Here is a 12,193-nt window from a genome sequence, read left to right on the forward strand (position 1 = left end):
TGGTGGCAGGTGGGGACGCGGGCGGGAACGTTTGACATCCTCCCCGCCCTAAAGGACGGGGATTCCTCCCGCGCCTGCGGCACGGACACCCGTGCGTGGCAAGTCGCCGAGGTGGGTTCCCCGTTCAACGGGCCGCGCCTGGCGCGGGATCGCCGCACCAGGTCTCACCGGCCCTCCAGGGGCGTTTAGCCTGTCCGCCTGCCCGGCGGCCAGGATGTTTCGAGCAGCGTTGAGGTCACGGTCATGGAGCACACCACACGCGCCACAGGCCCACTCGCGGACCGCGAGGGGCTTGGGGCCATCGCGGTGCCCGCACTCGGAGCAGAGCTGCGAGGACGGGAACGCACGATGCACGATGCCGATGGTGCGCCCGTACCGGGCGGCCTTCTCCTCCAGGAGACGCCGGAAGGTGGACCATCCGGCGTCGTGGACGGACCTGGCCAGCCGGCCACGACCGAGGCCGCGCACGTTCAGATCCTCCAGGTACACCGCTTGGTTCTCGCGGATGATCCCGGTCGTCTGCTTGTGCAGCCAGTCCATGCGGGTGTCGGCCACCTTGGCGTGCGCTTTGGCGACCTTGCGCCGGGCCTTGGCCCGGTTCTTCGACCCCTTCGCCTTGCGGGACAGCGCCCGCTGCGCGGCCTTGAGTTTCTTCTCCGCCTTGCGCAGGAAACGGGGGTTGTCGATCACGCTGCCGTCGGACATGACGGCGTAGGTGGTCAGTCCGAGGTCGATGCCGATCTCGGTGTCCAGCTCGGGAAGGTGCTCCGGCTCGACGTCCACGACGAAGCTCGCGTAGTACCGGCCCGACGGATCGAGCAGGATCGTCACCGAGGACGGATCGGCGGGCAGCACACGCGACCACTTCACCCGCACATCGCCGATCCTCGCCAGATTCAGCTTCCCGTTGCCCCGGATGCGGAACCCGTTGCGGGTGAACCGAAGGCTCTGCCGGTTGTCCCGCTTCGACTTGAAGTGAGGAAGCCCTACCGGACGCCCGGCGCGCCTGCCGGACACCGAGTCGAAGAAGTTCCGGTACGCGGTGTCCAGGTCCCGCAGGGACTGGATCAGAGGGTCCACACCGACCGAGGCGAGCCACGCCCGCTCGGCGGTGCGCTTCGCCTCTGTGATCACCAGCTTCTGCAAGTCGGTGCCCTTGGGGTACGGAAGGCCGTCCTTACGGGCCTGCTTCCGAGCCGCCAAAGCATCGTTGTACACCACCCGCGCACACCCGAACGTACGGGCCAGCGCAGAGCGCTGACCAGCCGTCGGACAGATGCGATAGGAGTACCGAAGATGCACAAGATCAACCTACCGAAAGCCACTGACAACGGCCCCTGTCCAAACTCCGAAGCTCGCTCCGCCGCTTCGCGGCTCCGAGCCAAGAACCCATTCCTCCCCGGCCTGAAAGGCCGGGGCATCCTGGGAGATCAAATGGTGAACTCCGAATGCAGCGCCGGGCCCTGGTGTCCCGTCAGGTATCGTCGCACGTCGCCGAATCCGCCCCGCCAGTTCGATGAGCCCGCGAGGAACCATGGAAACGCACCAGATGGTGAACCAGCCCCGCCAGATCCTCCTCACCGGTGCCGCCGGCCGCATAGGCACCTGCCTGCGGGAACCCGGCCGCCGCCCACCCCGCCCGGCCCTGTCGAAGGACGGCCCGTCACCGCGTCCGCAGGTTCAGGACGAGGTCGCGCGGCAGGCCGTGGGTGTCGTGGAGGTAGTGGAGGTCGTCCTCGCTGAGCGGGCCGCGGAACCGAGGGCGGGACAGCACCTGCCGGCCGCGCTCCAGCAGGCGGCCGAACCGGTGTTCCTCGTCGAGCAGCACCTGGCGCACGGACTCCGGGTCCACGTCCTGGCGGAAGTGGTCCAGGGTGTGCCGGACCAACTCGATCGGCAGGTCGCCGAGTCCGCGCTGCGGGTCGTCCCGGCGGAGCACGGTGAGCACCCGGCGCACCAGACGGCGCAGCACGTAGCCACGGCCGGTGTTGGACGGGCGCACGCCGTCGCCGATGACGACGATGGCCGAGCGCAGGTGGTCGCAGACCAGGCGCAGTGACGGTTCGTCCAGCTGCCACAGGGTCGGGACGAGGCGGCGCCAGGGGTCGAAGACGTCGCATTCGAAGACCGACGACCGGCCCTGCAGCAGCGAGGAGAGCCGTTCCAGGCCGAGGCCGGTGTCGATGTTGCGCTGCGGGAGCGGGACGAGCGAACCGTCGTCGAGCCGCCGGTGGCGCATCATCACGTGGTTCCACACCTCGACCCAGCGGTCGTCCCGCGTGGGCGTCGACTCCGGCGGGGTGTCGCCGGTCCACAGGAAGATCTCCGAGTCGGGGCCACAGGGGCCGGTCGGTCCGTTGGACCACCAGTTGTCCTCGACGGTGAGTTCGACCGGCACGCCGCGGTCCTGCCACAGCTCCAGGGAGGCGGCGTCCGGGCCGACCCGGTCGTCCCCGCCGAAGACGGTGACGTGGAGCAGGCCGGGATCGACGCCGAACCCGTCGGTGAGCAGTCCGTAGCCCCAGTCGAGGCTCTGCGGGCCCTCGTAGTCGCCGAGCGACCAGGTGCCGAGCATCTCGAAGACGGTGAGGTGGGTGCGGTCGCCGACCTCGTCGAGGTCCGTGGTGCGCAGGCAACGCTGCACGTTGACCAGCCGCCGGCCGAGCGGGTGCGGGCGCCCCTCCAGATAGGGCGTGAGGGGGTGCATGCCCGAGGTGGTGAACAGCACCGGGTCGCCGGGCGGGGGCAGCAGGGTCGAGCCGGTGATCCGGCGGTGGCCGCGCTCCTCGAAGTACTCGATGAAGGTACGGACGAGCTGGTCGGTGTTCATGAGGGTGGCTCCTTCGCGTGTGTGCCGGGGGAGGAGGCACCGGACAACGAGTCCACGCGATCAACGGAACCGAGGAGGGAACGCCTCGAAACCACCACCGGCGGATCGTTTCCGGTCGCCGGGGGGGAAGGACGTACGTCAGGCGGCGGCAACCGGCGAGCTGGTCGCTCGCGCGGTTGCGGTGATGCATCGGTCCATGACGTCCATGCCTCCGAGGCTAACGCCACGGGCGCACCCCGGGCCACACGATTTCACGGGCCGTCGCCGGCCCGGTCCCGGCGGAGGGGATTCTCCGCGGCCGAGGTGACTGACCGTGCGACGGCGCGCGTTCGATCCGCGTACTCTCCGCGCAACGCAGCGGAGTGCGGTGTTCACGCCGCTGGGACGGCGGCTCCGGGACTGGACGGTCGAATCGCCCGTGCGGCCCGACCCGATGAGCGTCGAACGCCCGTTTGGCGGATCCTGGCCTTAGGTGGCCCCGGCCGCCTGGCCCGGGCCGAGTCGACGGATCGGAGGGCGAACGATGCCCAACATCCCTCCCCAGGACCATGCGGTCCCGCACGTCTCGACCATCCCCGCGAACCGTAACGAGCACGTCGACCTCTTCGTCCGCGAGTACGACGGGACCAGGCCGCACCACGATCCCGAGGCCGTCCTGATGCTGCACGGCCGCAGTGTCCCGGCCCTCGCCGGGTTCGACCTCCAGCACGGCAGATACAGCTGGGCCCAGGATCTGGCCCAGGCCGGCTACGACGTGTTCGTGATGGACCTTCAGGGCTCCGGCCTGTCACCGCGGCCGGAGATGGACAACCCGTGCAACGCCAACCCCGCACAGCAGAACGCCGCCCTGGTCCCCAACCCGCTGGTCGCCGCATGTCCCCCGGCCTACCCGAAGCAGTTGGGCAACTCGCAGAGCGAATGGGATGAGCTGGACACGGTTGTCGAATTCATCAGGAAGTCGCGGAACGTGCCGCAGGTCGCGTTCGTCGGCTGGTCCGCAGCCTCGTTCGTGATGGGGCCGTACGTCCTTCAACATCCCAGCAAGGTGAGCAGCCTGCTGTTCCTGGCGCCGATCTTTCCGCCGCGTGGCAACGCCAGCAAGGCGGGCACCCGGTTCGACGCGCCGCATCCGCTGCCCCTGTCCACCCCGGCTTCCCAGTTCGGCTTCCCGATGAACCTCACCATGAAGGCCGACTTGACCCGCGTATGGGACGTCGAGCTGAAGTGTCCGGACCAGCGGGAGAACGGCATGGTCGACGTGGTGTGGTCGGCCATCATGGACAACGATGCCATCGGCAAGACCTGGGGCCCGGTGCACTCCGGCGTGCCGGAAGGCGTCCTCCGGTTCCGCAACTCCTTCTGGTGGGGCTGGAACGACACCACGGTGCCGTTCGACCAAACCCTCGGCACGGTGGTGCCCGTGCTCCTCATCTACGGGGAATCCGACACCCAGGCGAACCACCCGTCGACCGACCCCCGGACCGACTTCTCAGTCCCCGCTCTCTATGCCGCCATCCCCGGGGCCGACAAGTTGATGATCGAAGTGGCCTGCGCCGGGCACCAAATGCCCTGGGAGAGCCGCGTGGAGGACCTGCACCACATGGCCCGAGAATGGTTCAAGCACACCGCCGTCGATGGTCTCAAGAGCGGTAGCTACGCCCTGGACGCGAACGGCAACTACACAGCCCTCCCCTGAATCGGGCTACCGACGACATCGTCCACAGGCGCCGCGTAGACCGTCGGTCGCCGGCTGATGTCCGGTCAGTCGACGATCGGCGGGTGCAACACACCGGCAGCCGACCGGGCTACACGGTCGGTGGTGAGGCTGACGCGCTCGGAGCCGGGCTGCGGGGCCGCGACCCGGCACCTGCGGCGGCGGCCTCGGCGGGCGCCGGTGCGGGCCCGGGCGACGGTGGCCGCTCCGCGTGCGGCCGTGACGCAGCCATCGTGCACCGTCCGGCAGCCGCCCGCCTCCACGAACGGGAGCTCGCCGACATGGCCCCGGCCCGGGTGGCCGCGGAGTTCGCCGGCTACCCCGAGCTGTTCCACGCCAGGGTCCGCGACGACCACGCCCCCCCAAGTGTCCCTTTGATAGGGGATAAAATTTACTATTCAACCTTAACATCATTGCTTCATTTGCGATTTGATCTACGAATTGCAGGTATGGAAGGCTGCCTTCGGCGCGCCGTTACTGGGAGGTAACTCGGCGTGCCGTTATCGCGTGGACGCCCAGGGGGAGTGGCTGGCGTCGCGCGCCGCAGTCGGAGACCGCACCCGGGGGCATCGCGTGCGGGCCGTCCTCCGACCCGGAAACCCGGAAGACCTGGAAAGCGGGGAGTGTCATGGGCAATGGTGTCGATGTGGCGAGCTTGCAGAGCGAGCTCGAAGACCTCTGGAAGCGGCGGGACGAGGTCTCGCTGCAGTCCGCCGAGGCGGTGGCCGCTGTCGACGCGGCGATCGGCCTGCTGGACACCGGCCGCGCGCGGGTGGCCGAGCTGCTGGACGGCGAGGTCGTGGTGCACGAGTGGCTGAAGAACGCGATCCTGCTGCTCTACAAGCAGGCCTCGCCGCAGCCCGCGCAGTTCGGCCCGTTCCAGTGCGCCGACAAGATCCCGCTGAAGAGCACGATCGACGGCGTCCAGGTGTCGCCGGGCGCGGTCATCCGGCGGGGCAGCTACCAGGAGCCCGGCGCCGTGGTGATGCCGAGTCACATCGGCATCGGCTCGTACGTCGGCGAAGGCACCCTGGTGGACTCCTGGGTCGGCATCGGCTCCTGCGCCCAGATCGGCCGCAACGTCCACCTGTCCGGGGGAGTCGGGCTGGGCGGCATGATCGAGCCTCCCATGGCCAAGCCGGTGGTGATCGAGGACGACGCCTTCATCGGTGCCCGCTCGATGATCTACAGCGGCGCCCGGGTCGGTGAGGGCGCGCTGCTGGGCGCCGGAGCCCTGCTGACGGACACCATCCCGGTGATCGACGCCGCCACCGGCGAGGAGCTCGGCCGCGGCGAGGTGCCGCCGTGGACGGTCGCCGTCCCCGCCAGCCGCCCGCGCGAGTTCGCCGGCGGCACGTTCGGACTGCCCTGCCTGCTGGTCATCAAGCACCTGAAGAAGGGCGAGCGCCACGACAAGGCCAAGCTCAACGACGCCGTGCGCACCCAGCCGCCCGCCACGCTCACCCTCTGACGGGCCCTGACCCGATCACCCCCTGACGCCCCTTCGAGGAAAGCCCACCCATGCCCGCCACCGGCATCAGCCCGATCCTGGTCCGTCACCCCGAACTCACCGATCTCGCAACCAGGTTGACGGCCTTCCTGGACACCCACCTGCCCGAACCCGTCCGCGAGGGCGACCCCCGCCCCGACTGGCTCGCCCTGCGCGCGCAGGCCGCGGCCGCCGGACTCACCGGCATCGACGTCACCTTCCCCGACGAGCCCGACGAGCCCGACGAGCCCGACGAGTCGGGCGAACCCGGCGAACCGCGCGGACGCGTGGCCCAGGGGATGGCCATGTTCCTCGCCGGGCAGCGCGACTGCGACGCCCGCGAGATCTTCAGCACCGGACACGCCGCGATGCCGCTGCGCTACGGCTCGCCCACGCTCCTCCGCCGCACCCGTGAACAGGTCGTCGGCGCAGGTAAGTTGGCGGGCATCGCGGCCAGCGAGCCACACTCGGGTTCGGACCTGCGGGGCTTTCGCACCGTCCTGGTCGACCACGGCGACCATTTCGCGCTCTCCGGCTCCAAAGGGCTGATCAGCCGGGTCGAGGAGGCCTACGGCTTCGTCGTCTTCTGCAAGCTCGTCGACCGCGCGGACGCCGGCCGCGTCGACCTGCGCGACGTGCCGCTGTCCGCGGTGTGGGTGCCGGCCGACGCCGCCGGCGTGCTCACCGAGACCACCGACCCGATGGGCATGCGCGGCTGGAGCTTCGGCCACCTGCACTTCGTCGACACCCGCCTGGACAAGGACTTCCTGCTCGGCGCCCCCGGCGACGGCCGCCGGATCTTCGACGCGCACTTCTCCGCCTGGCGCCTGATGATGTCCCTGGTCTGCCTCGGCGCCGCCGCCGCGGCGATCCAGGAGTCCGCGGCCCGCACCCGCGCCCGCACCGTGGCCCGGATGCCGCTCGCCGCGATCCCGTCCGTCGCCGCCCGCCTGGGCACCGCCGCCGCCGAGGTCGAGGCCGCCACCGCCTGGTGCTTCGCACTGCTGGAGCGCATCGACCAGGGCGAGACCGACGTCGCCGCCTGCTCCGCCGCCAAGGCCCTGGCCACCGACACCGCCTACCGCGCCGTCGACCTCGCCCTCCAACTGCACGGCAGCGAGGGCTACACCAAGCACACCCCGATGGAGAAGCGCCTGCGAGACATCCGCGGGCTGCGCATCGCCGACGGGCCCAACGACGCGCTGTACAGCGTGCTGGCCCACGCGCTGCTGGCCGAGGAGCGGCAGGCCGGGGACGCGCAGGCCGGGGACGCACGGCTCCTGGCCCACCGCTGACTCCTCGTCGCCCAGCACACCACCGAACCGAGGCGCAAGGAACCGCACATGCCACCCACCTCGCCCTTCCGGACCGAAGTCGTCGACATCCTCGACGAGTTGGGTACCGACCCCGACCGCCCGGCCCTGATCCACCGGGGACGCACCACCACCGCCGGGGACCTGCGCGACCTCGCCCACCGGCTGGCACGCGCCCTGCGCGCCCGTGGCGTCGACCGCCACCACACGGTCACGCTGCTGACCGGCAACCGGCCCGAGGCGATCGCCGCGCGCTACGCCGCCAACCTGGTCGGCTGCCGGACCAACCAGCTCTACACCAAGCTGCCGGCCGACACGCAGGCCGCCATGGTCCGGGACGTCGAGACGCATACGCTGATCGTCGACCCCGAACACGTCGGCCGCGCCGCCGAGATCACCGGACGGACCCCCGTCGAGGCCGTCCTCGTCCTCGGCCCCACCGCGGCGGGCCCCACCACGGCGGGCACCGACCTGCCGGCCACCGACCTGCTGGCCCTCGCCGCCGCCGAGAGCGCCGACCCGTTCACCAGCCGGGCCCGGCCGGGCGACGTCCGCGCCATCCGCCACTCCGGCGGCACCACCGGCCACTCCAAGGGCATCTGCATCGGCTACGGCCAGGTCCGCCGCTTCGGCCCCGACCTGCCCGCCGCAGACCCGGCGGGCCCGCCACGCCTGCTGGTGTGCACCACCGTCGCCCACGCCGCAGGCCAGATGACCGACAAGGTGCTGCGGGCCGGCGGCAGCGTGGTGCTCCTCGATGAGTTCGACCCCGTCGCCGTCCTGACGGCCATCGAACAGGAACGCATCACCGACGTGTTCCTGATGCCCCCGCTGCTCTACCGGCTGCTGGACCACCCGCAGTCCGGGCACACCGACACCACCAGCCTGCGCCGCCTCACCTACGGCGGCTGCCAGGCCTCACCGGCCCGTCTCACCGACGCGGTCCGGCGCTTCGGCCCCGTCCTCGTCCAGCTCTACGGACAGCACGAGGCGGGCATCGTCAGCGTTCTCGACACCGGCGACCACGACCCGGCCCGCCCGCACCTGCTGCACTCGGTCGGCCGGATCGCCCCCGGCTACCGGGTCGCGATCCGCGACGAGCAGGGCCGCGACCTGCCCGCCGGCCGGCACGGCGAGGTGTGCATCGCCTCGGACAGCCTGATGCGGGGCTACTGGAAGCAGCCCGAACTGACCGCCGCCACCCTCAAGGACGGCTGGCTGCACAGCGGCGACGTCGGATACCTGGACGACGAGGGCTACCTCTACATCGTCGACCGGCTGAAGGACCTGATCAACACCGGCGCCGGCCACGTCTACACCTCCGAGGTGGAGGACCTGCTCAACTCCCACCCCCGGGTGCACCAGAGCGCGGTCTTCGGAGCCCCCGACGCCGACGGGATCGAACGCGTCCACGCCGTCGTCGTCCCCCTCCCCGGCACCCGCCCCGACCCGCAGGAACTGCGCACCCTGGTCCGCACCCGCCGCGGCCCGCTGCACGAGCCCGCCCACGTCGCCTTCCTCCCCGAACTGCCGCTCACCGACGCCGGAAAGCCCGACAAGAAGCTCCTGCGCCGGCAGGCGGCCGCGCGGTAGCGCGAACCGGATCCCGCCCGTTGCTGATTTCGTAGTCGGTCCCGGGAGGATCCCGTCAGCGGTTCGGCAGGCGTACCCCTGCGGCGCGGAGCTTGGCCTCGGTGAGCGAGGTCAGCCGGGCCGCGACCGGTGCCTGGTCCCCGCGGTGGTCGTTGATCAGCTTGTACTGGGCCGAAGCCTTGGCCCACGCCTGCAGTCCGGCGTGATCCCCCCGCAGCGCGGGGCTCGCGAGGTAGTGGTCGGCCATGGCGGTGGCGAGTTCTTCGATCCTCGGGTCGTCCGGTTCCCAGGTCTCCGCCTCCCGGCCGCGCTTGGCCAGGTCGACGTACTCGGGGTCGTCGAGGCCGTGTTCGAGCTGGGCCAGGAAGCCGTCGAAGCCCTCCGGCACCAGCGCCCGGGCCAGTACCAGGGCCTCGCGTTGCGCGGCCACGTAGTCGGGGCCGAAGCCGAGGCCGGGCATCCGGGCCAGGACCGCGCAGGCGCGGTCGGGCAGCAGGGCCCGGTCGCCGTCGGCGAGCCGGTGCAGCGTGTCGCGGCGGGCGACCAGCTCATCGATGCGTTCGGTGAGCTGGCGTGCGACGTCGGCGAGCGCGGCGCCGAACCGCGCGGCGTCGGCGTCGAGCATGGGAGCGATCTCGGCCAGCGGCACGCCCGCGGCGGCCAACGTCCGTACCTGCACCAGCTGCAGCAGCTCGCCGGATCCGTACCGGCGGTAGCCGGAGCCGTCCCGTTCCGGCTCCGCGACCAGGCCGAGCTTGTGGTAGTGCCGCACCGTCTTGACCGTGACGCCGACGAACGCCGCCGCCTGCCCGATCGTGACTCCGTTTTTCATCGGGCCAGTTTGCCGCAGAACACCTGGTCGACGAGCCGCTGTTGGGCGCTCTGGAACGCCGGTGCTATCGCCAGGTCGGCGTCGTCCACCCAGGTCAGCCCGGCGGTCAGGGTCTTGGCGCCGTCGGCTGTGCCGTACATCAGCGCCGCCGAGCCCATGGTGGCGCCGTTGTGGTGGAAGACGGTGCCGCCCTCCGTCTCCTGCGCGAACACCCCCAGGCCGTAACCGACCGTCGCCTCCGGCGCGCGCATCTCGGCCAGCAGCTCGGCGGGCAGGAGCGTGCCGCCCATCAGCGCGGAGAAGTACGTGTGCAGGTCCCGGGTGGTCGAGATCATGTCACCGCCGCCTCCGACCCAGGACGGGTTCTGACGGGTGACATCGACCGTCCGCTCCTGCCCGGCGTCCTCGTAGCGGTAGTAGCCGTGATTGTGCGGCTCGGGGACCTCCGGCGAGGCGCCCGGCGCCACGGTGCCGGTCATCCCGAGCGGACCCAGGATCAACCGCTGCAACTCCTCGGCGAACGAACGGCCGGTGACGCTCTCGATCACCAGCCGGGCCAGCACGTAGTTGGTGTTCGCGTAGCTCCAGCCCGTCCCCGGCGCGAACCGCGCAGGCTTGGACAACGACAGCCGCACCAGCTCTTCGGGCAGGTAGGTCTTGAAGCGGCCGTCCACCCACTCCTTGCCCCGCCAGGGCACCCCCGGCACGATCGTCCCGTCCTCGTAGAGCTCGCCGGTGTGGTTGAAGATCCCGCTGGTGTGCTGCAGCAGCATCCGCACCGTGATCCGCCGGTCGAGACCGAACCCCGGCAGGTAGTCGTCGGCCGGGGCGTCCAGGCCGATCCTGCCCTCGGCCACCAGCAAGAGCACCAACGCGGCGACGAAGTTCTTGGTGCTGCTGCCGATGCGGAAGTGCCCGTCCGTCAGCGGCCTGACGCTCTGACCCAGCTCGCGTACGCCGGCGCTGCCGACCCACTCGCCCTGCTCGTCGTTCACCCGGAGCTGGACCCCGATGAAACCGGACTCGACCAACTCCTCGATCGCCTTCTGCAGTCGAGGGCGATCCGCCCCCTGGCCGGAAACAGTGGTGGACATGATGGTTGGCTCCTTCGCATCGTCGTGCCGTCGGCGTCGTGCCGATGCGAGGAGCCTCCACCCTGCCCCAAGGTCAACCTCAACGGTGATCTGGCCCACAGTCACGTCCGGTCGGCGCCGCCGGCAGCGGGAACGTCCGGCCCCGGTCCGGATCCCGGCCGCCACACCAACTGTCGTGACATCCGGGAACCCTCACGAGATGTCGCCACGTGGCGTCGCTCCGGCCCGCAGGGGGCGGCGGGCCGTACGTGCGGTGCCCGCTCAGTCCTGCGCGCCGTCCGGCCACTGGGCCATCGGCGCGTAGACGCCGACCTCGGTGACGGTGCTGCCGGGCGGAAGGAAGGAGTCGAACGGGATCGGCGGCGCGCCGAGGTCGACCGTCAGCACCAGCAAGTACCGGTTCATGTCCGCCCAGGTGTCGCCGCCGAACGGCTCCACCTTGCTGACGTTGCCGAACCTGTGCTTGGGCGCACCCGGTAGGGCTGCGAGGTGGGGGGAGACGGCGTCCAGGAAGGCCTGCCGGGCCTGTTCCTCCTGCGCCATCTGCTCGTCGGTCGGGCCGGGGACGTCGTCGGACTGCTCGATGCCCGTTGCCGGTGTGTCGATCTGGTACGTGGCGGTCATCATCGGCGGATCATCTCCGGGGGACGGCGGGACTGGGCCGCCTGCCATCGTTTCGTGCCCGACTCTTCCCCGCCCGTCGGGCGCGCTCGAACGGCCGCGGGACCTCCTACAGGGAGCAGCGTCACGCCGGCGGCGCCGGGCACCCGTCGGGGCCCGGCGCCGTCAGCCGCCCTCCGGCGACGGCCGGGGGCCGGTCCCGGCGGCGAGGTCCTCGACGAACCGCTTGAAGCGGCGCAGGTCGCCGCGGACCTGGAGGCCGAGCACGCCCAGCCTGTCGGCGGCCCTCTCGGCCAGGCCGGTGGGCTGGAAGACCATGGTCATCCTCACCCGGGTCCGGGTCGCGCCGAGCGGCTCGAAGTCGACCGTGCCGGTGTGCTTCACGCTCTCGCCGGTGGTGCGCCAGGCGACCCGCTCGCCGGGTACCCGCTCGACGACCTCGGTCTCGAACTCCCGGGACAGCCCGGCGATCCTGGTCCGCCAGTGGGCGCGGCGGTCGTCCAGCTGTCTGACCTCCTCCACGCCGTCCATGAACTTCGGGAAGTCCTCGAAGGTCGCCCACTGGTCGTAGACGACGTGGACGGGCACGTCCACGTCGATCGACTCCTCCACCGTGCTCATTAGAGGACCATCCCTTCTGCAGCCCTCTTCGGTAGGGTTGTGACCTCTCGGTCCCGGTGGGTGCATGGCCAGTCGCGCGAGCCGTT

11 protein-coding genes are annotated in these 12,193 nt (G+C 70.9%); 4 read left to right on the forward strand and 7 right to left on the reverse strand.

Going from position 1 to position 12,193, the window contains the following annotated elements; genetic code table 11:
* Window positions 1–48: 48 nt before the first annotated feature.
* Together ACH4E7_RS36570 and ACH4E7_RS36575 are read right to left on the reverse strand one after the other, a co-directional pair.
* Window positions 49–1,302: an RNA-guided endonuclease InsQ/TnpB family protein gene (locus ACH4E7_RS36570; protein ID WP_396253501.1), complete on the reverse strand. Its 1,254-nt coding sequence runs from the start codon at window positions 1,300–1,302 to the stop codon at window positions 49–51.
* A gap of 361 nt (window positions 1,303–1,663) precedes the next feature.
* Window positions 1,664–2,830, reverse strand: a complete 1,167-nt coding sequence (locus ACH4E7_RS36575) for an alanine--tRNA ligase-related protein (protein WP_396253502.1) — start codon at window positions 2,828–2,830, stop codon at window positions 1,664–1,666.
* Between the two features lie 472 nt (window positions 2,831–3,302).
* Between ACH4E7_RS36575 and ACH4E7_RS36580 the strand changes: the two genes are divergently transcribed.
* The gene (locus ACH4E7_RS36580) at window positions 3,303–4,526 is read left to right on the forward strand and encodes an alpha/beta fold hydrolase (protein WP_396253503.1); all 1,224 of its coding nucleotides are present in this window, start codon (window positions 3,303–3,305) and stop codon (window positions 4,524–4,526) included.
* Window positions 4,527–4,591: 65 nt separating this feature from the next.
* Here ACH4E7_RS36580 and ACH4E7_RS36585 read toward each other — a convergent pair whose 3' ends face one another.
* Entirely contained in the window at window positions 4,592–4,879 is a 288-nt protein-coding gene (locus ACH4E7_RS36585; RefSeq protein WP_396253504.1) for a hypothetical protein, read from the reverse strand.
* 311 nt (window positions 4,880–5,190) lie between these two features.
* On the opposite strand from ACH4E7_RS36585, the gene ACH4E7_RS36590 reads away from it, so the two are divergent.
* The 3 genes from ACH4E7_RS36590 to ACH4E7_RS36600 are packed head-to-tail and all read left to right on the forward strand — an operon-like array spanning window position 5,191 to window position 8,939.
* Window positions 5,191–6,015, forward strand: coding sequence for a 2,3,4,5-tetrahydropyridine-2,6-dicarboxylate N-succinyltransferase (locus ACH4E7_RS36590; RefSeq protein WP_396253505.1), 825 nt, complete (start codon window positions 5,191–5,193; stop codon window positions 6,013–6,015).
* A gap of 50 nt (window positions 6,016–6,065) precedes the next feature.
* Window positions 6,066–7,328: an acyl-CoA dehydrogenase family protein gene (locus ACH4E7_RS36595; protein WP_396253506.1), complete on the forward strand. Its 1,263-nt coding sequence runs from the start codon at window positions 6,066–6,068 to the stop codon at window positions 7,326–7,328.
* A gap of 48 nt (window positions 7,329–7,376) precedes the next feature.
* Entirely contained in the window at window positions 7,377–8,939 is a 1,563-nt protein-coding gene (locus ACH4E7_RS36600; RefSeq protein ID WP_396253507.1) for an AMP-binding protein, read from the forward strand.
* A 55-nt stretch (window positions 8,940–8,994) separates the two neighbouring features.
* Here the strand turns inward: ACH4E7_RS36600 and ACH4E7_RS36605 are convergent, their stop codons facing one another.
* The 4 genes from ACH4E7_RS36605 to ACH4E7_RS36620 all read right to left on the reverse strand — a co-directional run bounded on the left by ACH4E7_RS36605 (window position 8,995) and on the right by ACH4E7_RS36620 (window position 12,107).
* Window positions 8,995–9,771 (reverse strand): MerR family transcriptional regulator, encoded by a 777-nt coding sequence (locus ACH4E7_RS36605; RefSeq protein WP_396253508.1) that lies wholly within the window; start codon window positions 9,769–9,771, stop codon window positions 8,995–8,997.
* Window positions 9,768–10,865, reverse strand: coding sequence for a serine hydrolase domain-containing protein (locus tag ACH4E7_RS36610; protein ID WP_396253509.1), 1,098 nt, complete (start codon window positions 10,863–10,865; stop codon window positions 9,768–9,770). Before ACH4E7_RS36610 ends, ACH4E7_RS36605 begins: the two co-directional genes overlap by 4 nt.
* 261 nt (window positions 10,866–11,126) lie before the next feature.
* The gene (locus ACH4E7_RS36615) at window positions 11,127–11,492 is read right to left on the reverse strand and encodes a hypothetical protein (RefSeq protein ID WP_396253510.1); all 366 of its coding nucleotides are present in this window, start codon (window positions 11,490–11,492) and stop codon (window positions 11,127–11,129) included.
* A 159-nt stretch (window positions 11,493–11,651) separates the two neighbouring features.
* A complete protein-coding gene (locus ACH4E7_RS36620; protein ID WP_396253511.1) occupies window positions 11,652–12,107 on the reverse strand; it encodes an SRPBCC family protein in 456 nt (151 codons plus the stop codon).
* Window positions 12,108–12,193 lie beyond the last annotated feature (86 nt).

Source organism: Kitasatospora sp. NPDC018058 (genome assembly GCF_044327205.1).
Taxonomy (GTDB): domain Bacteria; phylum Actinomycetota; class Actinomycetes; order Streptomycetales; family Streptomycetaceae; genus Kitasatospora.

Excerpts from the sequence above, each read along its gene's own strand:
- ACH4E7_RS36575 (WP_396253502.1), bottom strand. The coding sequence starts at position 2,830 with ATGAACACCGACCAGCTCGTCCGTACCTTCATCGAGTACTTCGAGGAG.
- ACH4E7_RS36595 (WP_396253506.1), top strand. The coding sequence starts at position 6,066 with ATGCCCGCCACCGGCATCAGCCCGATCCTGGTCCGTCACCCCGAACTC.
- ACH4E7_RS36600 (WP_396253507.1), top strand. The coding sequence starts at position 7,377 with ATGCCACCCACCTCGCCCTTCCGGACCGAAGTCGTCGACATCCTCGAC.
- ACH4E7_RS36605 (WP_396253508.1), bottom strand. The coding sequence starts at position 9,771 with ATGAAAAACGGAGTCACGATCGGGCAGGCGGCGGCGTTCGTCGGCGTC.
- ACH4E7_RS36610 (WP_396253509.1), bottom strand. The coding sequence starts at position 10,865 with ATGTCCACCACTGTTTCCGGCCAGGGGGCGGATCGCCCTCGACTGCAG.
- ACH4E7_RS36615 (WP_396253510.1), bottom strand. The coding sequence starts at position 11,492 with ATGATGACCGCCACGTACCAGATCGACACACCGGCAACGGGCATCGAG.
- ACH4E7_RS36620 (WP_396253511.1), bottom strand. The coding sequence starts at position 12,107 with ATGAGCACGGTGGAGGAGTCGATCGACGTGGACGTGCCCGTCCACGTC.